The sequence below is a fragment of the Rahnella sp. CJA17(1/100) genome, from assembly GCF_963881615.1.
Lineage (GTDB): Bacteria > Pseudomonadota > Gammaproteobacteria > Enterobacterales > Enterobacteriaceae > Rahnella > Rahnella aceris.
In genome coordinates this window covers 123,041-144,522 of sequence record NZ_CAWOJA010000083.1, presented here as the reverse complement: position 1 = coordinate 144,522, position 21,482 = coordinate 123,041, and the positions used below count along the sequence as shown (strand labels likewise).

Genomic DNA, 21,482 nt, shown 5'->3' with positions numbered 1-21,482 from the left:
GGAAAGAAGGCATTAGCATTCAGACGTCGCGATATCCTCCACATGATATTTCAGCATGCTCCGCTGGCGAAACATGCTGAAAGGGAATATCAGCGATACAGCGGGTTGCTCATTACAGAGTATCGTCCACTGCCATACAGTGCGATCACGACGGCTGCCATGAAGTAATAGACGATATCTTCAATCGCCCAGGCACCGACCGGGGTGAGTGCAAAGGTGTGATGGATACCGACCATCAGCCACGCAACAATCATTGTCGCGGCGGCAGACAGCGCGGCGAGTCGGGTGAAAATCCCCAGCATCATCATAATCGGGGCGATCACTTCGCCGATGATCACGCCGTAGGCGACAAATGCCGGAATACCATAGCCTGCCAGCATGCCCTGAATACCGCCCAGACCGTCATGCAGCTTATGCCAGCCGTGAAAAATCAGCAGTCCATAGGTGATCCGTAACAGCAAAATCGCCAGATCAGGTTTGTTCAGTGCTGCGGTAAAACGAAGATAAAGTTGCTTCATCAGAGTGACTCCCGGAGACGTTTTATTGTCCGTCTAAGGTAGTGCTTAATCGCTGAATGCAGGAGATAATTATTCTCATTTGGGTTGATCTGGGTTAGGTTTTGCGCAGATTTTGGGGTAAAGGTTTACGGGCAAAGCAGAAAACAAAAAGGCGCTCCCCTTGCGGAAAAGCGCCTTTTTAAGACATCGACTGATTAGTATCAGTTCATGCCGTATTCTATAAAGCTATGTTTTTACTGGTTTAACATGGTTTGTGGTTGTTTGCATAACTTTTTGATATTACTAGTCTATTCACTTATTGTTGTTCATGAAGGTTTGAGCAAGTTTATACTCATACACAGAGCCGTGTATCACGTGGTGTATCACGCGGAAAATATGAACTGAGTTTTTAGGCGGTGAAATGGCCGGTAGCACGAACAAACTGAGCGATAAAAAGCTGAGGTCAATCCTGAATGTCCAGCGGGATAGTGAAGCGCTGATCTCCGATGGCGACGGGCTAAGCGTTCGCGTGTCAAAAACTGGCGTTATCAGTTGGGTATTCGCTTACCGGTTGGGCGGGCGCGGGGCAAAGTTGGAACGACTAAAGCTTGGGAATTATCCGGATATGCCTTTGAAGCTGGCGCGTGAGAAGCGCGATCAGTGTCGTGCTTGGCTGGCAGATAGCAAAGACCCAAAGCACCAGTTGAGTTTTATCACTACAGAAACCCTGAAGCCGGTCACCGTCAAGGATGCCTTGGTATACTGGATAACTGAGTACGCGACCGATAATCGCGCCAATGTCATGCGACATAAAGCCCAGCTTGAGAAGCATATTTACCCCTTCATTGGTTCCCTGCCGCTGGCGCAGTGTGACACCCGTCACTGGCTCGAATGCTTTGACCGGATCAAGAAAGATTCACCGGTGGCCGCTGGTTATGTCTTTCAGATGTCCAAACAGGCTTTGAAGTTTTGCCGGGTGCGGCGCTATGCAGTCAGCAATTCCTTAGACGACCTGACCATACCTGATGTGGGCAGTAAGCAGGAAAAAGGCGACAGGGACCATTCTGACGACGAGATAGGCCAGATCTGGCAAGCTAGCCAGGAACTGAAATTCAAACCTTACTATGCCTCCATGCTGCGTCTGCTGGTAACGTTCGGCTGCCGTTCTCAGGAGGCGCGGTTATCCACTTGGGCTGAGTGGGACCTCAAGAAATGGGTATGGACTGTGCCAAAGGCTCACAGTAAAGGCGGGACAAAGATTGTTCGCCCCGTTCCTGATGTTATGCGACCATTTATTGAGGATCTCCACCGCCAGCATAAAGATAGCGGCCTGTTGCTGGGAGATATAAAGGAATCATCTGCAGTGAGCCAATGGGGGCGCCTGATCTGGAAACGATTGGGCCATGCTGAACCTTGGTCACTTCACGATATCCGCCGTACGTTCGCGACCAAGCTGAATGATTTAGGCGTTGCTCCGCATGTTGTTGAACAGCTTCTGGGTCACACGATGCCTGGAGTGATGGCCGTATATAACCTGAGCCAATACATGCCGGAAAAAATGGAGGCTCTGAATATGTGGTGCGAGCGCCTATCTTTGCTGGCTGGTGAACATGAAAACATTATTTTATTGCAGGTGAAAAAATGAGTGGAGATGATAAAAATAAATTACCGGAACGGAAATACTACTCCATCAATGATGCCGCTATAAAAATGAAATGTAGTGTAAATGACATTTTGCACTACGCATCAGTGGGGATTTTGAATTTATGCATTTATTTAGATTTTAAATGTAATGTTGATGAGAAAAGGGTTCATCTAAACATTCCATTGGAACAAATAAATCAGATAGATGAATTATTTCAATCCCTCAATGGCGATAAATGGCGTGTCGGAAATCTGGAGTTTATTATCAGTCAAGGAAGTGAGTCTGGTATAAGTGGATATTATGCGGGTAGGTTGTTTGGTTTTTTTTACGTACCCAGCACAGAAGCACTTAGAGCTGAGTTTGTTCAAGGAGATGACGTCACATTAACATATATTTCCACCAATCCAGAAGATTATGATAGCGAAGATGTGGAAATAAATTTCTTAAGAGATGATGGAGAAGCTTTTCCAAAGAGTAACTTTTGCTTAATGGCTTCTGAAATAGAAAAAATCAACTCAAATGATATCGGTGATTTCCCTAAACAGAAAGAGTCAGAGACAGATAAAACCATTGCTAAAAAAGCTGAATTAATCCCAGCACTATTGAAAATGATTCCTGAGCTCTCAGACGTCAACCTAGAAACTACTTCAGTAACTAAAATAATTGAGTTAATTGAGGCAACGGCTGCAACCAAACAAATCGCCATACCAAACACCCACTGGCAGACATGGCAAAAGTATCTTGGCCGTAAGTGATATCACACCCTCATAAAGTGATATCACCCAAATCGATTTAGCTGCACATCAAAATGCTCTCGAACTTTAATAAACGAGGGCATTAGATTATGAACAAATATGAACAATCATCAGTTCTTTCTGAACGCATTATCCGCGAAGCCGAGTGTCGACTATTAACCGGCCTTTGCCGGACGACTCGCTATCTGATGGAAAAAGATGGCAAGTTTCCTTCCCGTCGTAAACTTGGTGGGCGTTCCGTAGGATGGTTGCTTACTGAGGTGAATGGTTGGGTGTGTAACCAGCCTAAATCTCAGATCCGCCAAGTTGCGTGAGGTGGAGCATGACAAATAAACCTGACGTGTCTGTACTCTGCTTTGAAGGGCATAAAGTCCGTGTTCAGCAACTATCTGGCGAACCATGGTTCATTGCTAAGGACGTCTGCCAAGCCCTTGAGATAGCCAATCACCGCATGGCGCTTAAGGCTCTGGATCACGACGAAAAGGGGGTAAATTTAACTTACACCCCTGGCGGGCAGCAGTTAATGCGCATCGTTTCCGAGTCTGGTTTCTACAAACTGATTGCGCGGAGCCGCAAAGCCAGCACGCCCAATACTTTTGCCCACCGTTTTAGTAACTGGGTATTCCGCGAAGTTATCCCTTCCATCCGAAAATATGGCGCTTATGGCGTGCCCTGGGCGTTGCTTCATGATTTCACCCGGCGTTCTGCCGACTCAGTTGAACGAGGTAGCCAGGCTGGTAAGGCTTTGGTGATCCGGAAGATTGAAAAGCATCAGTTGGCGCATGAAGAAAAGCATTTATTGGATTGTTTTCAGCCGCGGCTGGCGCTTGGAGGAGAATCAGATGCTGAATAAAACAAAAGCGGCCTTGCAGGGCCGCCTAAGTCACTTCACAAATGTCACTGAAGAGAATAACACAGCGATCAGCCTGGTCAACCTAAGCCGGAGCGCTGGCGCTGATACCTGGTTGGCCGATAAGCCGGCTGATAGAAATGGATGGCACGGATTTGAGCCACAGATTCCCACAAAGGGAATTTCCTCTCTGGAACAAAATCATGGAATTAAGAATCAGCCTTTTGGCTCTATGTCGCGTGATTGCAGCTCTTTGCGGATAATTCGCTTTATCCAGGCTGCGAGTGATTCATCGCCATCTTGCCGTTGTGCTTCCTCCATCAAATCACGCAGTTCAGGATCAAGCCGAAATTGGAATGGTGGATTCCCACGTCTTTCATTTTTGTGTGTTGACACGTTCAGTACACCCGATGTAGTGTGTTTATGTGTAATGACACATTACACGCACATGAATGAAAAGGCAACGCCCCGGAGTGCGGAAACACTGCCGAGGCGTCTTACCAAACCGTTATTCGAGGTAACAGTTATGGCTGGATCACAGCATACCCAAACTCACCCTAAATTCACATGGCGTTTTCTGGCGCTTGATGCCAGCACCTGCAGCGTCATTCACATCAATGCCACTACCGAACGTGAAGCCCGTGATCAATCACCGGCTGGCTGCGTGATGGTATTTGCTGGCCGCCTGCCTGTTCAGGGGGGGGGCCATGCGTAAACCAGAGATGAAACAACTCGATGACATTTTCAAAAAATCGCTTCAGGCCAGCGCACTCCTAAGCGCGATCCACTTTTCACGGGAAGAGCTCTCAGGATCTGAAATTGAAACTCTAATGGAAATGGTGTCCGCATGTACTGACGATGTAACTGCTTATCTGATGGAGAAAACCGGAGAGGAGGCAAGCCATGCATGAACCACTTCCAAACGCGCGCTACCAGGACAGTCAGGGTAATGCAGTCACCGTCCGGTCAGTGTCATTCAGCCGCGTGACATTCGTCCGTGATGGCTATGCATCGCCAGTACTGATGCTGGTTCACCATTTTGTAGAACAGTACTCGCTGATCCAGGAGGTTCGCCATGCATAAGCTGAATCCTCAGGAAGTTGCAGTCACTGAGCTTATCCACTCCAAAGCTATTCTCAGCCTCGTACTGAAAGACGTTGAACCCGGGGAGACTCAAGAGGCCATTGAGGCTGTTAACTGTGCGCTGGAACGCGCCTTAGCTGCATTGCTGGAGGTGGATCATGCGTGATATCTACCATGCTGTTGCGGGAACCGCTGACAACTTAAAACACCTTTCAAAAGACGCCCTCACTGATTACAGAAACAGCTGCGGAGATGCGGCGTCAGGAATTATTTCAGCGCTTACAGCTCTGGGAGAGCTGGGTGGGGAGGCCTGTGAAAGTGAGGAGTATTCAGAAGAAGAGTGCAAAAGGGACATGAGAAACATCAGTGATGCCCTGAGACATTTGCCACGGCTGATGCTGGCGCTTGATCAGAACCGAGAGAATGCCGATTACGAACTGAAACGCCGGGAGGCAACCAAATGATCAGCCCAATCAAATTTAATGAGCTGGAAAAACGTGTTGCTGCCCTCGAGCTGGCGCTTGCTGCAATGTCTCGTAAAGACGCCTGTCCGGAAGGTATGGCCCCGCTCACCACGATGGCGGCTGAGATGGGGATTTCAACCAAGAAGGCTGAGGAGCTGGCGCGTAACAGCGGCGTGTTGATTGTCCGTCATGGCGCCAGCTATGCGGTGCATGAAGCTAAATTCCGCGAGGCGGCACTGATTATCATCAAAGGAGCAAAACGCCAGTGTCGCAGTAAGTACTGGTTCCACCCACTGATCGGTAAATTCACCATGACAGGGAGGCCACAGCGATGAGCATGTCTGTTTTAGAGCCAGAAACCATGTCCGATGCGCTGTTCTCCTGTGTTTACCGGTGGATCAACGGCCATCCCATCGACAAAAAAGAGGCCAGCGCGGCCGCAGCCCGTCACCGTGACAAAGCGACTATCTTTGGCGCACTGGCTCAAAAGTTAAAAACCCTTGTTCCTGGTGCAGGCGCAACTTATGAATCGCTTTGTGAAAGTGGTCTGATCATGACCAGCAGCGAAAAACAGAAGAAGGCCCGTGCCGAGCTGGTGGCTAAGTATCTTGGAGAAAATAACGTTAAGGCGCTGCTTTGTGACAGCGCGCGGATCAACCGCCTATTTCCCGCTCCTACCGTTAAGAAATCGGACACAAAGCCAGAACCTTTTATCGCTGTGGATGGGGGAACGCCAACGCTTAACCAAATGGGGCCAAGCCAGCGCGGTGAAGTGTTGCTGGCGCATTATGACGGCAGGCTGGCGCTGAATGGTGACTCGGACACTGTGCACCACTATAACGGCGTTATCTGGGATCCGGTTCCTGATAAAGCGCTGGCGCGGGAAATGGCGGCCATATTCAAAGAGTCTCGGGTTCCTTATTCCATGCCGAGTATGAAGAATGCCGTAGACACCATGAAGCTGAGCCTGCCACTGATGCAGCCAACGGCACGAAATCTGATTGGTTTCAGTAACGGGGTTTTTGATACACGGGAAGGCGTATTCAGAGAACACAATCAGGCTGATTGGCTGCTGATCGCCAGTGATGTGGAATTCATCCAGCCCGAGGAAGGCGAGTGCCTGGCCACTCATGCGGCAGCATTCTGGAAGTGGCTCACCTGGTCAACAGCGGGAAATGAAAGAAAGGCTGACCGTGTGCTGGCTGCGCTTTATATGGTGATGGCAAACCGTTATGACTGGCAGCTGTTCCTTGAGGTGACTGGCGCGGGTGGCAGCGGTAAGAGCGTCATGGCCGAGATCTGCACCATGCTGGCCGGTAAGGGGAACACGGTATCAGCCAGCATGAGGGCGCTGGAAGAGCCGCGAGAAAGGGCGCTGATTGTCGGGTTCTCACTGATTATCATGCCGGACATGACCCGCTATGCCGGTGACGGTGCAGGAATTAAGGCCATAACCGGCGGTGACAAGGTGGCTATTGACCCGAAACACAAAGCCCCTTATTCGACTCGGATCCCGGCTGTGATTCTGGCAGTCAATAACAACGCTATGTCATTCAGCGACCGGAGCGGCGGCATATCGCGGCGGCGGGTGATATTCAATTTCTCGCAGGTTGTGCCTGAGAATGAGCGTGATCCGATGTTGTCCGAAAAGATAGAGGCTGAATTGCCGGTGATAATCCGTCACCTACTGACTCGCTTTGCGGACCAATCCGAGGCTAAGCGCCTCTTGTTCGAACAGCAGAAATCAGAAGAGGCTTTGGCCATTAAGCGCGAAGGCGATTCTCTGGTGGACTTCTGCGGCTACCTGATGGCATCCGTGCAGTGCGATGGGATGTTTATCGGCAACGCCAGCATCATTCCGTTCAGCCCGCGTAAGTATCTGTATCACGCCTATCTGGCCTACATGCAGAGTAACGGGCTTAACAGGCCGGTATCACTTACCCGGTTCGGTACTGATATGGCTGGCGCTATGGCGGAGTATGGAAAGGAATACATCAGAAAGAAAAGCACCAAGGGAAATATGCGCTCCAACATCCGGCTGGCTGAGGATGCCGAAGAGTGGCTACCCTCCGCAACAGGGGGTATGGAATAAAATTTATTAAATAACTATCCACCCGTCTCCACTAATATAAATATATATTTAAAAACATACGGTTAATGGGTGGAGACTTTAATTCTAACTCTCCACCTACTGTCCACCTCTCCACCCATGAACTAAGAAGGTGGTGAGTTGGGGTGGTGACTTGAGGAGACTTGAAAATATAGTCACCACCCATTAATGACATGATTCAAATGAAGAAAATTGCTCGGGTGGAGAGGTGGAGACTTAAACGCATAATTTATTTTTTAGTTGTTCAACAAAAACCAATTTATGGAGTGCTCCGAATGAATAACGACCTTAGTTTAACTGTTGGCGATAAAATACTGAGTGGATGGGACTCTGTTCGGGTGACGCGGGGAATTGAACGTTTTCCCAGTGATTTTGACCTTTCTCTGATGGATAAATTTCCCGGAAGTGGCGGCAAACAGCTTGTCAAAGAGGGCGATGCTTGTGTGGTTAAGTTGGGCGCTGATACTGTCATAACGGGCTATATTGATCGCTGGTCGCCGATGATTTCCGCCACACGGCATGAGGTCAGGGCTACCGGGCGAAGTAAATGCCAGGATCTTGTGGACTGTTCAGCCAAATGGAACAACAACGTGATCACCGGCGCAACTCCGTTGCAGATTGCGCAGCGTCTGGCGTCACCCTATGGGATCACTGCGTCGAGTGATGTGACAGAGATGGACAAAGTTCCGCAATTCACGCTCAACTGGGGTGAAAGCTCTCAGGAAATCATTGATCGCATCACCCGTTGGGCCGCGCTTCTTTACTACGACCTCCCCGATGGCAGTCTCTACCTGACCCGAGTCGGTACCAAGAAAGCAGCAAGTGGCGTGGCTCAGGGCGTCAACATTGAAGCCGCGGCATATGAAGCTTCGATGGACGAGCGGTTTTCCGAATATACCGGTGTTTCTATGTCGGTTAACCCACTGGTTGACGACAGCGGATACGGCGCAGTGACGAAAGCCACCGCAAATGATCCGGACGTTGCCAAAATGCGGTACCGCAACCGGATTATCATCGTCGAAAGTACCATGAACACCCCTTACCTGGCACAGCAGGCTATCGACTGGGAAATGAACCGCCGATACGGGCGCTCGAAGGTGCTACAGGTAACCATTGATAGCTGGCGCGACAGCGCGGGCAATCTCTGGGAACCCAATACTCTGATCCCTGTGAACATCCCAGAAATGGGCATAAACGACGTATTTTGGCTCCTGGCCGAGGTCACTTTTATCAAAGATAACCGTGGAACCGTTGCGCAGATGGTGCTCATGCCGCCAGCGGCATTCTCAGTGCAGCCTTACCGCTTCTATAACGTGATCCCAGAATTGAACCAATGACGGAGCTGGCCAATGTTGAGGTGAGGAGTACAGGAAAACTGATGCGCACAAAGGTGATCACCGGCAAAAGGAGCGAGCTACTGACTGCTGGTAAAGTGCTACAGAGAAATATCGGTGCGCTGATATCGAAAGTTTAGCTTATGGCCCGTATGCCTAACATCTCCAGTTTTTACTCGATATATTAACAGTATTTGTTGCGTCAACTTTTCAGACTATGATGATTGAATAATTTTTCTCCACCATTCCGAGGGTGCATCCGGCCAAGGCGATTTCATGAGGCATCTACGAGTACCAGAACTGATAATGGCCGCAACATCCATCATCGTTTTTGCTTGGGTGCTAGATGGGACCGCGCCGTTTCTTTAGATGGCATAAATCAGCATCTGGGAACTGATTAACATGGAGATGGTCGCCATTCACATAAAAGAGCAATCATAAGATGAAAATGAAATTTATACCGCCAATCATAGTACTGGCAGGCGCAGTAGGCTTTATGGTCTGGTTCTTTGCTAGCGGCGCTGCGATGCCTGGTGGGTAAGAAGACGCTTGAGTTAATGGGGGTAGAGATATCGTTATAAAGTCTTGCGGTATTTAACGACAAATACACATAGAGCGAAGCTAGCGTAAGATTGGCTCGTGAATAGGATTTCAGGGGTAATGTGGGGAAAAAACATGACAGCAGAAATAGCAGTATTTAACAAATCAGCAGTTTCCTTAGCTGCAGATTCTGCGGTTACAATAGCAGGCAGTGAAGGTGTCAATAAAATTTACAATGGCGCAGATAAGTTATTTGCGTTAAGTAAAAACCATCCTGTAGGAATTATGGTATTCGGTACTGCATCTTTGTGCGGTATACCATGGGAAATGATAATTAAACAGTTTAGAAAAGAAATCCCTAGTGAAGGGTTTGATACGATTGAACAATATGCAGAGGCGTTTTTTTCTTTTTTATGTGAAAGCGAAAATATAATACCAATGGATATAAGGGAAAATTACCTAACCAATACTTATAATCATAGGTTTTTCCCTGCTTTAATTAATCATATTGAAAGCAAGAAAATAAAGCCATTAATTGACGAAGGTGGGGAAATTCCTTCAATTTCAGATACATATATATTACTAGAAGAAGGCTGCAGAGAAGTTCTTGCAGGGTTGGTTGAGGGCGAGTATTTGGAGGGTATGGATGAAAAAGATATTGTTGAATCCAGAGTTTTCGCTGAGCCAATCGCAATAAGTATTTGTGATGAACGACTATTAAAGGAAGACAACATTCCTATACCAGATAGTTTATATGGTGTAATTGCTGATTTATTTTCATATATCACATGCAAGAAATCTCCATTTGGTCATAATACAGGATTAGTGTTTGCTGGGTATGGTGAAAAAGAGTTTATGCCAGCAATTTTGGCATTCGATGTTTTAGGCTTTTTTAAAAGTAAGTTAAGATTCTCTCCTAATATATCAAAGAGTTCTTCGGGTGGTGATAGTGGTGTTGTTGCTTATGCACAAGAGGATGAGGTTGAGACATTTCTCCATGGGATTAGCAAAAGCCTTAAGAAATTCATGTATGGCGGTTTTTCTGCGGAAGATGAGAAATTGCTGAGTGATTTGTCAGAAGAGATTAAGCAATCTGAGCTTTCAGTAGAACAACAAGGGGCACTAATCCAAAAGGTAGACGAATTGATTTCAGGGAGATATGATCGATTTACTAGAGTGATAAATGAGCATATTTCTGAGAAATTTAGCTCTAAAGTTACTGAAATGATTGAGTTTTTGCCTAAGCAAGATTTGGCCTACATGGCTGAGTCTCTCGTTAATCTTACTGCATTTAAACGAAAAGTCTCAAACGATAATGAAACCGTTGGCGGTCCTATAGATGTTGCTATAATATCTAAGGGTGACGGTTTTATTTGGGTCAAACGAAAGCATTATTTCGATAAAGATCTCAATAATCATTATTTTTCGCGTATATCATAAGGTGATGATATGAAAGGCAAAACCTTAAAAAAAGAAATTGAGCTTCGAGAATGGCAAAGGATGTTCAATCCATCCAAAACTGCTGATAACAGCTCTGTAATTTTGAAGAAAAAACAAGCTGACAGTCGTGAGCTCGAAGAAAAAAAAGAAAGCTTGTTCTGTTGGTAGTGAAGGACTCTATAAGAACTCGGCAATAAGCCGGGTTTTTTGAGCCTAAAATATTTTAATTCCTTGTAATATAACTTTTTTATAATTAAATCATGGCTTATAAAGCTAATAAGTACGCTAGGTTTAAATTACATCGGAAAGATGTTTCATCCTTCTCTTTATATTATCTATTATACTTGTTGTCCAAGTCTTTCCCCGCGCGGGCCTGATTCCCAATTCAATCAATCTGGATGCTATAGCCTTATTACTGGACTGAATCCTCTGGCGCTTTGACTCTGCAACCATCTGCGCAATCACGTCCCTTGCAGTTAGCCCTGTTATGTCGCCTGATGCCCTTGCTGGCGCTGGATCGCCAACAGGCTCAGCGGTTGCCCCACTCAGCAATACTTCCATCTGACCGATCAGCGCTTCCATCCGTGATTCAGGTGATAGTGATTCATCTTGCTTACCCAGCTTCTCCAGAACGGCGGCCAGCATCCACGCTGTTTTATCCTTTCCTGAAACCCTGACCGCCTGGTCTATCTCCTCGGCGACATCTGCCGGAACCCTGAACGAAAAAAGCCTGCTTGGTTTTTTTATCTGTCATCTGTAAACACCGTAAACGTTGATGTGCCAATCGCCCGTATTGCCTGCTGTAAACACGTATACAGCGTCAATGTATGAAATATTAATATCCCTATAATTGCAATATTTGTTTATTACATTGCAATTTATGCAATACTGATTACTGTGTTTATATCAGGGTTTCGGGGGATTTATGACCAGCAAAGCGAAAGTGAAGCCCATCCTGCTCAGTCAGGAACAGGTGAATTCTTTGGTACGGATTCAGGCAGAGGAACGGGCAAAGTCGCCGCTTGGTATCACGCCGAGCGTGCATGAAGTTGCCCGCCGGTTGGTAGCAAAAGCATTGATGCAGGGTAAGGGCTAAAAATGGGCGAAATTTGGCAGCCAGGGCGCGTTGAGACAGATTCTAGAAACAAAATACCCCACGACCAGTTTGGGCGACCTTACATGCAAATTAAGCGCGCGGGTCATGCACCGAAGTGGGTAATTGAACCCATGACACGAAGCGAAGCGGAAACAGTTAAAGCGCGTGAGTTACTGGATGCACAAGCTCAGGTGACCGGATTGCAGATAGTGGCAGATAGCTGGCAAGCGAATAAAGAAGATGAGCTGGCCTTAAGCGCCTGGCGTCAATATCTGGTTGCAGTAAGACGGTTAGATGTTTCTTCGCCTGATCGTCTGACCTGGCCGAAAAAACCAATCGAGTGAACCTCTGTTACAAGGAATCAGCACCAATGAAATCGTTCAAACATCTTTTTGGCGGTAACAGCAAAGCCTCTGCCGGAACAGGCCCTTTCAGTCACCTTTTTGCCGCTAGCGCCGATGCACCGGTACTACTTGACCAGACTAAGCAACAAGAGAAAGTGATTATTATTGCCAAACCGAGTCAACACAGCCGGGAGCATAACGTTGCCGTGTCGGACGAAGCCAAAGCCAATCCCATTCTGGCAATGCGCCTGCTGAATGACACAGACCTATCGTCTAATAAAATCATCGCCAAACTGGCTGATGCCCCAATAGCACTCTCCAAGTTCACGCAGAACTTCATGGAAGCCAATGATCCGACCTGGGAGTTTCAGGACGAAGAAGACCAGGCGCTAACAGCTTTAACCTATTCATCTCAGCACGCTGATGCTAATGGTTATAGCGCTGGCTGGAATCGTGCGGCCCGGGCGCTGGAAAAATTGAAAGAGCCTCTGACTGACGAAGAACATCAGTCATTCCTGGATACCATGCGCCAAATGGCGAATGAAGATAATCCGAATACGCCGGACAATGTGGAAGCACGACGCCAGGCGGATGAAGAATACAAACAGGAAGTGGCCAATGCGGCCGCCCGACGCAATCAGCGTATGCGTGCAACCGGTGTCGCTCTGCCAGGTGACAGTAAGCGTGTGAGCGGTAAACCTGCCAATCCAGTCGATGAGGCTTCTCTGATTAAGTCACGTCTCGACGCCGGTCTGTCCGCCATTGACATGCCTGCACAATAACCGGTGAACGGCATGAGAGACTTCAGTCACCTCAATTTCGAAGGCTATGGCCCGCAAGTCAGCGGGTTGTTTGGACGTCGCTCCCCTGAGCAGCGCCGCATGCTGTCGCTGTTAGGCCGTGATGCACAGGGCGATGAACCAGAAAAGTTATCTGCGCACTCTAATGCCCATCAGATCGCCGTCAGTCTGCAAGCCAGAAATAACCCCATTCTTGCACTGAAGCTCATTGAGCGCGGCGAGCCGGCCAATCTGGCTATCGAAATCCTGACCGACAGTGATCGCCATCTGAGCAGCTTCACGAAGCGAAAAATGAAAGCCGTGTGCTCTGGCTGGGAATGTCTGGATACGGAAGATCGTAATCTCGAGGCTTTCACTTACAGCACTCATTACCAGGACAGCAATGGGTATCACGCGGGATTTAAGGCGGCACTCAGGGCGCTGGATAAACATGTTGAACCGTTAACAGGCGAAGATTTCGCGCGTCTGTCAATTTAGGCTAAGGGTAATTATGGGTAATTCTTTCGATTTTGAGCTGAAAGCTGACGATCAGGTTTCACGGTCAATTCAAAACATTGATGATGCTGTGAAAAAGCTGCTGCCTCAACTCAATAATGCTCAAACCGGCCTGCAACTCGGCGGACGTAAGTCCGTTGAAGGCGTCAATGAGATTGGTGACCGGTTGGGTTATTTGGCTAAAAATGCCAGGGATGGTGTGCAGTTTGTTGGCGATTTGGTGCCACCTTTGAAAATGGTCGGCGGCCTAACTCTCGGGTTAGGCGGTCTGGCTACCGTAATCAATGGGGTTAAATCATCGATAACGGCATATGCTGATTCCGGATATAAAATTGATGCCACGGCAAAAAATATCAGCACCACTACCCGTGCCTTTCAGGAACTGACCGGAGCAATGATCGAGAATGGCTCAGAGCGGGAGGCAGCTGAAAGCTCCATCACCGGACTGTTTCAGAAAGCGAATGATGCGGTGAATAATCGCAATGATGCCTTTGCGGCTCTTATGGCGCAGATCGGTGTCAAGATTAATAAAACCAAAGAGGGTGTTGCTGACGTTGTAAAACTGATGGATGACCTGAACAAAGCCATGTTGAAGCGGCCCCCTGCACAGCAGGCAGTGATTGCACAGGTTGGCGGTTTATCTCCTGAACTTCTGAACTACCTGCGTCAAAGCACCGATCAGGTTAAGCGTCTCAAAGATCAGGCACAGCGAGACGGGTTGATTTTCTCCGAACAAGACATACAAAACGCCCTTCAGTTTCGCAACTCCATCAATCAGGTTTCTGCGGCGATGGATGGTTATCAGATGAAATTCCAGGCTTGGCTGGGCCAGCCCGGCGAATATAGTGATATGGTTAAAAACAATCTGGATTACAGCAAAAAACACGCTAAGGACACGCCAGATTCGTTTTATCACGGAGATAAAGACAAAGATATTTTGGCGGTCGCCCGTCGCGATGAGAAATTTAAAGATTCTCTTTCTTTCACCGAAGGCCTGTATTTAGCCACTGGATACCCGGACAAAGATTTCAAAAATAAACTTAATGCCCGATATGGTGTTCAATGGGAAGCTCAGCGTCTTCAGCATGAGGTTAAAGCCCTTTATGTTGATCCGCCTGAAAATATTCAGATGCCCGGTTCCAATAGCGCTTTGTTCTCGCAGTTAGAGTCAAAGTACAAGTTACCGCAAGGTACGCTTAACAACGTCTATCAGGCTGAATCTGCCGGCGGGAAACACATGTTTTCACCTGCGGGTGCTGAGGGACCGTTTCAATTTATGCCGACCACTGGTCAGCAATACGGGCTTTATAACCGTGCTGACCGGATGGATACGGGCAAATCAGCAGAGGCTGCCGCACACTACCTATCGGACCTGCTGGCTCAGTTCGGCGGCGACATGAAAAAGGCTGTCGCTGCGTATAACTGGGGACCGGGAAGAGTAAGTGATCTGGGTCTTAATTACGCACCTAAAGAGACGCGTGACTATCTGGATAGGGTGATGCCAGGACTCCCAGATTATTACGATGCTTCGAGTGGCAGTGATTCTACTTCATTAGAAAACACGCCTTCTGGACAAAATGTTAATGCCCAACCCGAAGCTAATATCAATGCCCATCAAAGCACCTCGTTTATCGATCTATCTGATGGGGCTGCCCAGAAAATAGCTAACTCAGTCAGTTCATCAATTAGCGATAAAGCGATAGAGGTTGAGGTCACGCTGATCAATAACCAAACAGGTGAGCGAAAAACCGTATCTTCTTCCGGTGGTAAAGTGACTACAGCGATGACAATTCCATGAAGCATGCCTTTGACCGAATCAATGCAATGGGAATGGCTCTCTATAAAAATGGGTCCTTCCCCGGTCCTTTCTATTGCACGGGCATTGCGCGCCGCGTGGTTTCACTAGCTATGAAATTTTGAATTTGATTGACACTTTACACTTGTCACTTTTTGTTGCGGGATTGTTAATTGTTAGGAGTGGCAAGGCCTAGCGGGAAATTGGCGGTGATTTTGATTGACACTTTTCCGGCCAAAAGTGTCAAGCGGTTGACACTTTACAGTTTGATTGACACTTTGCCGCTCGCAGGTTGACACATTGCCCGGGCGGCCACGACAGAACGGGGGTCAGCACCATGAGTTTTATGAGCGTCAGCCAGTATGCAAAACACGCAGGCATGAGCCGCCAGGCACTTTACACCTGGGAGGCCAAGCAGGGATTTCCGGCGCGGGTAGACGGTAAGATTGATCAGTTGGCTTGTGATGCCTACCTGGGACAGTTTCGTGACAGCCATGATCCGCGCATGAAGAATGCAACCGGCAAAACGACCGCCACTAAGAGCCAGCTCAAAGCCGGTAATGAGCCCGTAGAGATGAGCATTGCTGAAATTAAGCGGCATCTGGCTGGGTGTACGGGGCAGGCTGCTGATATGGATGAAGACGAACGCGCAGCGCTGGCGGCTAAAGCTGTGGGGCTATGCCTGAGCGAGGGGCCAGACAATCCACCTATGACGTTTGGCGGCTATCGCCTGGCGATGAATGATTGCCCCAAATGGGAGCATGAGATTGTCGCGGGTGGTGCGTTTGGCCTCGATGCTGATGATGTCGTTTTCGAATGCAGGGAACATGTGCTCTACGTGGTCGAGGATGAGCCTGATACCTACCCTGTGATCCCGGCATTGCTCTACGTACTCGGCAAGGATGAATAATTGACAATCTAGCGGGCTCAGACCCGCACTCTCCAACCTTTGCCAGCCTCGTGCTGGCTTTTTTTTTAAGCCCTGTGACTGCGAAGCATCGTACAGAAAGGACAGTTACAGCCTGCAACCGGATTCGCAGCGCAGGACCCGATAGAAAGTGCCTGTGATGTACCGGCCTGCTGGTAACCATAAAAATTACTGGTGATAGTGTCGGCGATGGTTTCTGCCTGGATTGAACCAACCGCGTTTGTAGCGATTGGCTGTGATACGAAAGCAAGAGCATTGTATGAGGTGAAGGCGAGCGATAAAGCCATAATGCTTTTAATTTTCATGTTCTCGATCCCGGGCGGTTGAGAGATAGGTGACGGTGCTCATATTATATGCATCATCAATGTATGCAAAATGTAGAGTTAAACATTCCCTAAACCTAAGACTGAATATTTTTTTCATTGTCGGAGACTTTGGCCATGTTAAGCCGCAAGCATATCGAGACAACGCTCATCAGCCTTGCCGAAAAGCAGGGGCTGAGACTGAACGGTAAAGACTTACTGGATATTCGTACACAGGTAGCGGCAGCTCTGGAAGCGAAGGAACGGCACAGACAGCGCATGAATACCGGCGTCTTCCAATGGAATAAACCAGCACCGCCGCGCCGATAGGAGGTTACTCTACCCGAGACCATTCGCCTTCAATGGCGCTACTTCCCCCGCTGTCAGGGACGACAGTACACTGCCCCGGCAAGCCATAGCGCGACACCTTGCACCACACTCCGGCCGCCTGAGCAGATCCCTGCGTTTTATTTTGACGCCTCTCATATGAAGTAACCCGCTCCAGAAGTCCATCCTTCACCATTGATTCCAGTGTCCTCCGAGCAGATTCGAGTTGGTATTTTTTATTGCCCGCCAAGCCACCGTTTAGCAGGTAGGCAATGCCTGGTACATCATAGGGCGGGAGTCCAATTTCACTACGGATAAAATCAAGAGCATGGGGATCGAAGTAACTCAGGATGGCTTTCTTGCGGGCTGTAATTCTCATCGGCTGGCGCTTTTCTTATTGTGGGGGAGATCTATCCTACAATAAGAATTGTGCTGGCTTTAATCAATATACTTACTTATCGAATCAACCCATCAAAGCTTTTTTTACCAATCGTTGGACCGCTGGGCTCAGTGTCGGATCTATCGTTGGGCTTGTCAGAGAGTTGATTAAACCAACAAAACGAGCATCTTTTTCAACCATCCAAGATCTTCCCATTTTCACCGCTGGTGGGTAAATCATGCCGAATTTGGCATACCTGCTCAGAGTTACCTTAGAAGGCGCAAAATCGCCAAATTCTTCAATAGCCCATTCGTACAGCGGTATTAATCTTGCCATTTCAAATCCTATTTATACGATAGGGTAAATTTTAGCCAATATATGACAGGTTCTGCAGGAAATCAAAAGTGAGTTTAGAATGCATTCCATTATCGGCATATTGTCAAATGACTGGCGAAACCCCCGAAGCAATCAACAAACGAATACAGAGAGGGATTTGGCGAGAAGGAGTACAGGTTCTGAAAATTGAGGGTGTTAAAGAACGTTGGATCGATCTACTGGAAGTGAATGCCTGGGCAAGAAGAAATAGAAGATTGGTGCCGGGTGAAAACTTAGAGCCCAATTGGGCTGCAATGGATGAGATTGAACAGCCACGCCGTAAGAAAAAATAAGCCACTGAATTTAGTTTTTTTCTTCTCCATTGTTTACTGCGGTATATCTTCGTACACAATGCCGTGTATCACGTGGTATATCACGTACAAACAAAAAGGCGCTAATCCAGTTAAGGAAAAGCGCCTTTTTTCAATACGTTAACTGATTAGTATCAGTTCATGCCGTATTTTTTCAATTTCTTACGCAGCGTACCGCGGTTGATACCCATCATCAGGGCCGCACGAGTCTGGTTGCCACGGGTATACTGCATCACCATGTCTAACAGTGGCTGTTCAACTTCAGCCAATACCAACTCATACAGGTCATTCACGTCCTGACCATTCAATTGAGCAAAATAGCCCTTAAGTGCTTGTTTTACCGAGTCACGCAGGGGTTTTTGGGTTACCTGATCCTGAGAATTAACGGTAGAAACGGTCAGTACGTCAGAATTCACGCGTTGTTCGAACATAGTTCTGTCAGCTCTTTTTTGTTACGCAAGATTTTCGAAATATGCTTCCAACGCCTCCAGCTGTTCGCTGGCATCCTCTATGGCGTTGAAGGAGCGCCGAAACTGGTCATTTGGGGCATGCTCCTGGAGATACCAGGAAACATGCTTACGGGCGATACGGAATCCCTTGCCTTGACCGTAAAAGTCGTGCAATTCCCGTACGTGCCCTATTAACAAGCGCTGAACCTCACCCATAGGAGGTGGAGGTAACAGCTCCCCTGTGTCCAGATAATGCTGGATTTCCCGGAAGATCCAGGGTCTCCCCTGAGCGGCACGTCCTATCATCAGAGCATCAGCTCCGGTGTAGTCGAGCACCGCTCTGGCTTTATGCGGGTCAGTTATGTCGCCATTCGCGATAATCGGAATGGAAACACTCTGCTTAACTGTCCGAATACTGTCGTACTCTGCTTCTCCATTGAAGAGACAGGCACGGGTTCGGCCATGAATAGTCAGGGCCTGAATTCCACAGTCTTCAGCCAATTGGGCAATTTGTACACAGTTACGGTGTTCCGGTGCCCAACCAGTACGAATTTTCAACGTGACTGGCACATCTACCGCCTTAACAACGGCAGTCAGGATTTGTTTCACCAAATCCGGATACTGCAACAATGCAGAACCTGCCAGTTTGCGGTTCACTTTCTTGGCCGGGCAGCCCATATTGATATCAATGATTTGCGCACCGCTTTCCACGTTAATTCGTGCAGCAGCCGCCATATCTTCGGGGTCGCAACCGGCAATTTGCACGGCGCGGATCCCCGGTTCATCGTTATGTACCATGCGCAAACGTGACTTATCCGTCCGCCACACCTCCGGATTGGAGGAGAGCATTTCAGATACTGCCATTCCAGCCCCCATCGCATGACATAAGGCACGAAATGGTCGGTCAGTGATACCGGCCATCGGGGCCGCAATCAGGCAATTTGTAAGCTGGTGGTGTCCGATGCGCATGAACTAGGAATGACCATACTGATGTCCGCAAGGGCGCGTATATTACGCATTTTCGCTGCGATATGAAAGGCCAAACTTTGAGCAATTTGATAAGAAAATGCCTTGTCAGCGCTGAAGTTCATAACGATTTGTTTTTTTATCGTGGTTTTACATTGAGTTATGTGACTTCGGTCAAATTGTGCGCTTGGGCAAATTCCTAATAACTCTCTGAATCATCCGGTTATAACAGTTGATTCTAAGGGGAGATCTGACGTTTTAAGCAGCAACAACCACAAAATTCTGTGATGCAGATCGTCTTTTGGTTAAAAAGTGACTCATTTTCAGAAAGGTGAACAAACAAGACAAAGAGATGCAGAAACAGATTCTGCACCTTAATCTGCAGTACGGAATTACTCTGCCACTACCACGCGGCCATGCAGTCCTTGTACCGGGCGATTGTTCGCATGATGCATCGCATGCTGGAATTTCTTCAGCTGCGCCTCAGACAGCGTCTGAGGTTGTTTAACGACCAGCCAGCGAACGCCTTCTGTACAAGGTGGCGTAGTCAGTGACCCGCTGAAACGATAATGCGTCAGATCGGTGGGCAGCAGGCCATCAAGACTGACTTTCTCTTTCAGCGTGACAGATTCGCCCGCTTTTTCCGGCATCTGTTGCCAGATTTTTTCCAGCTCGGCATTAGCTTTGCCGGTTTCAAACATTACGGCAATCACCGCAATTTCACCGTCAGCATCCATATGAACAAAATGCGCCTCCATCGGGAAAGATTTACCGTTGAGGGTATTTTCGCTCGGAGAGTGGAAGTGGAATTGCTGGAGGACGAATTTATCCCCGTCCAGCGTGGCAAAATCACCCTGCTGAACATTGACCTGCACGCTGTGGCCGTTATTAATGACATTCACCGGCGGTAACTGATAGCTGAGTTTAAGCGGGCGAGGGTGCACCTCTAACGCCTCTTTGATATCGATAGGCGACTGTGCTTTGCCCTGCTCGCACAGATGGAAGTCAGGGCTGAGTTTTGACCAGTTTTGCGGGGCGGCGTCGCCATCATATGACCAGTGTGGCGCTTCGTTTGCGAAGGCGGGTTGTGCAGAAACTGACAGCGTAAGTGCAGCCAGCGCGGCAGACAATATTGTTCCTTTCAAGAGTTATCCCTTTCATTTGCTAAGTAATAAACCTTGCGAAGTGTAAGGGGTTTAGGCGGCAGGAGAAATACGGGAAAAGGCCGGAAAAGGATTTTGGGGGGAAACCCGCTCTTTCTGCACAAACAGAAAAAGCGGGAGGCTGACATCAGGCTTTTTTAACACCGGTTATACGGCACCATTCTTCTTTCTCGGCCACCGGATCCAGTTCGAATTGGTCTTTATAGGCATCCGCTACGCTTTGCGCCTGGCTGGCAAGTACGCCGGAAAGCCCCAGATGGCCACCTGCTACCGGCAGCACGCTGATCAGTGGCGCCAGTTCGCGCAGAGGGCCTGCGAGAATATTGGCGACCACCACGTCGGCTGACAGGTTATCAGGCTGGTCTTTCGGCAGATAAAGCGACAGACGCTCTGATACGCCGTTACGTTCGGCGTTATCGCGGCTGGCCTGAATCGCCTGCGGATCGATGTCGATCCCAACCACGTGTTTTGCACCCAGCTTCAGCGCGGCGATCGCCAGAATGCCGGAACCACAACCGAAGTCGATCACGGTTTTATCGGTCAGATCCAGACTGTCGAGCCATTGCAGACACATCGCGGTGGTCGGGTGGGTGCCGGTACCAAACGCCAGTCCCGGATCCAGCATCACGTTCACAGCATTCGGATCCGGCACATCGCGCCAGCTCGGGCAAATCCACAGACGTTCGCCAAAACGCATCGGGTGGAAGTTATCCATCCATTCGCGTTCCCAGTCTTTGTCTTCCAGTTGTTCGATTTTGTGCACGAAACCTTTGCCCAGCAGAGGTTCGTTCTCCAGTATGGCGATCACTTCGTCCATGTCGGTTTCCGCATCGTACAGGCCGATGGCGTCGGTATCACCCCACAACAGGGTTTCGCCCGGCAGCGGTTCGAAGACCGGATTATCGTGGGTGTCCTGGAACGTTACGGACACGGCGCCACTTTCGATAAGCGCGTCGCTCAGCGTTTCCGCGTCGTTACCGGTGGTATTAATTTTCAGTTGGATCCAAGGCATAGCCATTCTCTTCTTAACAATC

32 protein-coding genes are annotated in these 21,482 nt (G+C 48.4%); 22 read left to right on the top strand and 10 right to left on the bottom strand.

Annotation, left to right across the window (positions count from 1 at the left end):
• Positions 1–89: 89 nt before the first annotated feature.
• Entirely contained in the window at positions 90–521 is a 432-nt protein-coding gene (locus tag AACU55_RS24160) for a DoxX family protein (protein WP_369794795.1), read from the bottom strand.
• 397 nt (positions 522–918) lie between these two features.
• Between AACU55_RS24160 and AACU55_RS24155 the strand changes: the two genes are divergently transcribed.
• The 4 genes from AACU55_RS24155 (at position 919) to AACU55_RS24140 (ending at position 3,750) form a co-directional block, all read left to right on the top strand.
• Complete coding sequence (locus tag AACU55_RS24155; RefSeq protein WP_134706276.1) at positions 919–2,142, top strand: tyrosine-type recombinase/integrase; 1,224 nt, start codon at positions 919–921, stop codon at positions 2,140–2,142.
• Positions 2,139–2,897 (top strand): hypothetical protein, encoded by a 759-nt coding sequence (locus tag AACU55_RS24150; RefSeq protein ID WP_134706275.1) that lies wholly within the window; start codon positions 2,139–2,141, stop codon positions 2,895–2,897. Before AACU55_RS24155 ends, AACU55_RS24150 begins: the two co-directional genes overlap by 4 nt.
• Positions 2,898–2,986: 89 nt before the next feature.
• The gene (locus AACU55_RS24145) at positions 2,987–3,211 is read left to right on the top strand and encodes a helix-turn-helix transcriptional regulator (RefSeq protein WP_134706274.1); all 225 of its coding nucleotides are present in this window, start codon (positions 2,987–2,989) and stop codon (positions 3,209–3,211) included.
• 8 nt (positions 3,212–3,219) lie between these two features.
• A complete protein-coding gene (locus AACU55_RS24140; RefSeq protein ID WP_134706273.1) occupies positions 3,220–3,750 on the top strand; it encodes a BRO-N domain-containing protein in 531 nt (176 codons plus the stop codon).
• Between the two features lie 213 nt (positions 3,751–3,963).
• Here AACU55_RS24140 and AACU55_RS24135 read toward each other — a convergent pair whose 3' ends face one another.
• Positions 3,964–4,143 (bottom strand): hypothetical protein, encoded by a 180-nt coding sequence (locus AACU55_RS24135; protein WP_240785667.1) that lies wholly within the window; start codon positions 4,141–4,143, stop codon positions 3,964–3,966.
• Positions 4,144–4,273: 130 nt separating this feature from the next.
• On the opposite strand from AACU55_RS24135, the gene AACU55_RS24130 reads away from it, so the two are divergent.
• From AACU55_RS24130 to AACU55_RS24085, 10 genes are all read left to right on the top strand, one after another.
• Positions 4,274–4,462 (top strand): host cell division inhibitor Icd-like protein, encoded by a 189-nt coding sequence (locus AACU55_RS24130; RefSeq protein ID WP_167686155.1) that lies wholly within the window; start codon positions 4,274–4,276, stop codon positions 4,460–4,462.
• Positions 4,455–4,658 carry a hypothetical protein gene (locus tag AACU55_RS24125; RefSeq protein WP_134706271.1) on the top strand — a complete coding sequence of 68 codons (204 nt, stop codon included), beginning with the start codon at positions 4,455–4,457 and terminating at the stop codon, positions 4,656–4,658. Before AACU55_RS24130 ends, AACU55_RS24125 begins: the two co-directional genes overlap by 8 nt.
• Positions 4,651–4,830, top strand: a complete 180-nt coding sequence (locus AACU55_RS24120) for a DUF4222 domain-containing protein (protein WP_134706270.1) — start codon at positions 4,651–4,653, stop codon at positions 4,828–4,830. The genes AACU55_RS24125 and AACU55_RS24120 overlap by 8 nt, the downstream gene beginning before the upstream one ends.
• Positions 4,823–4,996: a hypothetical protein gene (locus AACU55_RS24115; protein ID WP_167686154.1), complete on the top strand. Its 174-nt coding sequence runs from the start codon at positions 4,823–4,825 to the stop codon at positions 4,994–4,996. Before AACU55_RS24120 ends, AACU55_RS24115 begins: the two co-directional genes overlap by 8 nt.
• Positions 4,989–5,294: a hypothetical protein gene (locus tag AACU55_RS24110; protein ID WP_134706269.1), complete on the top strand. Its 306-nt coding sequence runs from the start codon at positions 4,989–4,991 to the stop codon at positions 5,292–5,294. The genes AACU55_RS24115 and AACU55_RS24110 overlap by 8 nt, the downstream gene beginning before the upstream one ends.
• Entirely contained in the window at positions 5,291–5,629 is a 339-nt protein-coding gene (locus tag AACU55_RS24105; RefSeq protein WP_134706268.1) for a hypothetical protein, read from the top strand. The genes AACU55_RS24110 and AACU55_RS24105 overlap by 4 nt, the downstream gene beginning before the upstream one ends.
• Positions 5,626–7,386 (top strand): DNA primase family protein, encoded by a 1,761-nt coding sequence (locus tag AACU55_RS24100; RefSeq protein WP_134706267.1) that lies wholly within the window; start codon positions 5,626–5,628, stop codon positions 7,384–7,386. The genes AACU55_RS24105 and AACU55_RS24100 overlap by 4 nt, the downstream gene beginning before the upstream one ends.
• A gap of 293 nt (positions 7,387–7,679) precedes the next feature.
• Positions 7,680–8,741, top strand: coding sequence for a phage baseplate assembly protein (locus AACU55_RS24095; protein WP_134706266.1), 1,062 nt, complete (start codon positions 7,680–7,682; stop codon positions 8,739–8,741).
• 672 nt (positions 8,742–9,413) lie between these two features.
• Positions 9,414–10,718 (top strand): hypothetical protein, encoded by a 1,305-nt coding sequence (locus AACU55_RS24090; protein WP_134706265.1) that lies wholly within the window; start codon positions 9,414–9,416, stop codon positions 10,716–10,718.
• Positions 10,719–10,727: 9 nt separating this feature from the next.
• Positions 10,728–10,886 carry a hypothetical protein gene (locus AACU55_RS24085; protein ID WP_167686153.1) on the top strand — a complete coding sequence of 53 codons (159 nt, stop codon included), beginning with the start codon at positions 10,728–10,730 and terminating at the stop codon, positions 10,884–10,886.
• Between the two features lie 123 nt (positions 10,887–11,009).
• On the opposite strand, the gene AACU55_RS24080 is transcribed toward AACU55_RS24085, so the two are convergent.
• Positions 11,010–11,363, bottom strand: a complete 354-nt coding sequence (locus AACU55_RS24080; protein ID WP_240785666.1) for a recombinase family protein — start codon at positions 11,361–11,363, stop codon at positions 11,010–11,012.
• Positions 11,364–11,643: 280 nt separating this feature from the next.
• Here AACU55_RS24080 and AACU55_RS24075 point away from each other — a divergent pair, with 280 nt between their 5' ends.
• From AACU55_RS24075 to AACU55_RS24050, 6 genes are all read left to right on the top strand, one after another.
• The gene (locus tag AACU55_RS24075) at positions 11,644–11,814 is read left to right on the top strand and encodes a hypothetical protein (protein WP_167686152.1); all 171 of its coding nucleotides are present in this window, start codon (positions 11,644–11,646) and stop codon (positions 11,812–11,814) included.
• 83 nt (positions 11,815–11,897) lie between these two features.
• Entirely contained in the window at positions 11,898–12,158 is a 261-nt protein-coding gene (locus AACU55_RS24070) for a tail fiber assembly protein (protein ID WP_167686151.1), read from the top strand.
• A gap of 26 nt (positions 12,159–12,184) precedes the next feature.
• On the top strand, positions 12,185–12,940 hold the full coding sequence (locus AACU55_RS24065; RefSeq protein ID WP_134706262.1) for a hypothetical protein: 756 nt from the start codon (positions 12,185–12,187) through the stop codon (positions 12,938–12,940).
• A 12-nt stretch (positions 12,941–12,952) separates the two neighbouring features.
• The gene (locus AACU55_RS24060; protein WP_134706261.1) at positions 12,953–13,435 is read left to right on the top strand and encodes a hypothetical protein; all 483 of its coding nucleotides are present in this window, start codon (positions 12,953–12,955) and stop codon (positions 13,433–13,435) included.
• Positions 13,436–13,448: 13 nt separating this feature from the next.
• A complete protein-coding gene (locus AACU55_RS24055; protein WP_134706260.1) occupies positions 13,449–15,251 on the top strand; it encodes a lytic transglycosylase domain-containing protein in 1,803 nt (600 codons plus the stop codon).
• 289 nt (positions 15,252–15,540) lie between these two features.
• The gene (locus AACU55_RS24050) at positions 15,541–16,158 is read left to right on the top strand and encodes a hypothetical protein (protein WP_240785665.1); all 618 of its coding nucleotides are present in this window, start codon (positions 15,541–15,543) and stop codon (positions 16,156–16,158) included.
• 65 nt (positions 16,159–16,223) lie between these two features.
• Here the strand turns inward: AACU55_RS24050 and AACU55_RS24045 are convergent, their stop codons facing one another.
• Positions 16,224–16,481 carry a hypothetical protein gene (locus AACU55_RS24045; RefSeq protein WP_134706259.1) on the bottom strand — a complete coding sequence of 86 codons (258 nt, stop codon included), beginning with the start codon at positions 16,479–16,481 and terminating at the stop codon, positions 16,224–16,226.
• Between the two features lie 135 nt (positions 16,482–16,616).
• Here AACU55_RS24045 and AACU55_RS24040 point away from each other — a divergent pair, with 135 nt between their 5' ends.
• Complete coding sequence (locus tag AACU55_RS24040) at positions 16,617–16,808, top strand: hypothetical protein (RefSeq protein ID WP_134706258.1); 192 nt, start codon at positions 16,617–16,619, stop codon at positions 16,806–16,808.
• 4 nt (positions 16,809–16,812) lie between these two features.
• Here AACU55_RS24040 and AACU55_RS24035 read toward each other — a convergent pair whose 3' ends face one another.
• Positions 16,813–17,184, bottom strand: coding sequence for a hypothetical protein (locus AACU55_RS24035; protein ID WP_134706257.1), 372 nt, complete (start codon positions 17,182–17,184; stop codon positions 16,813–16,815).
• Positions 17,185–17,268: 84 nt separating this feature from the next.
• The gene (locus AACU55_RS24030; protein WP_134706256.1) at positions 17,269–17,520 is read right to left on the bottom strand and encodes an excisionase; all 252 of its coding nucleotides are present in this window, start codon (positions 17,518–17,520) and stop codon (positions 17,269–17,271) included.
• Positions 17,521–17,627: 107 nt separating this feature from the next.
• Between AACU55_RS24030 and AACU55_RS24025 the strand changes: the two genes are divergently transcribed.
• Positions 17,628–17,852 carry an excisionase gene (locus AACU55_RS24025; RefSeq protein WP_240785668.1) on the top strand — a complete coding sequence of 75 codons (225 nt, stop codon included), beginning with the start codon at positions 17,628–17,630 and terminating at the stop codon, positions 17,850–17,852.
• Positions 17,853–18,004: 152 nt separating this feature from the next.
• Here the strand turns inward: AACU55_RS24025 and fis are convergent, their stop codons facing one another.
• The 4 genes from fis to prmA form a co-directional block, all read right to left on the bottom strand.
• Positions 18,005–18,301 (bottom strand): DNA-binding transcriptional regulator Fis, encoded by a 297-nt coding sequence (gene fis / locus AACU55_RS24020; protein WP_004097144.1) that lies wholly within the window; start codon positions 18,299–18,301, stop codon positions 18,005–18,007.
• Between the two features lie 21 nt (positions 18,302–18,322).
• Positions 18,323–19,288: a tRNA dihydrouridine synthase DusB gene (gene dusB / locus AACU55_RS24015; RefSeq protein ID WP_013577302.1), complete on the bottom strand. Its 966-nt coding sequence runs from the start codon at positions 19,286–19,288 to the stop codon at positions 18,323–18,325.
• A 389-nt stretch (positions 19,289–19,677) separates the two neighbouring features.
• On the bottom strand, positions 19,678–20,430 hold the full coding sequence (locus AACU55_RS24010) for a carbonic anhydrase (protein WP_225444940.1): 753 nt from the start codon (positions 20,428–20,430) through the stop codon (positions 19,678–19,680).
• Positions 20,431–20,575: 145 nt separating this feature from the next.
• Positions 20,576–21,460 (bottom strand): 50S ribosomal protein L11 methyltransferase, encoded by an 885-nt coding sequence (prmA, locus tag AACU55_RS24005; protein ID WP_037035003.1) that lies wholly within the window; start codon positions 21,458–21,460, stop codon positions 20,576–20,578.
• Positions 21,461–21,482: the final 22 nt, after the last annotated feature.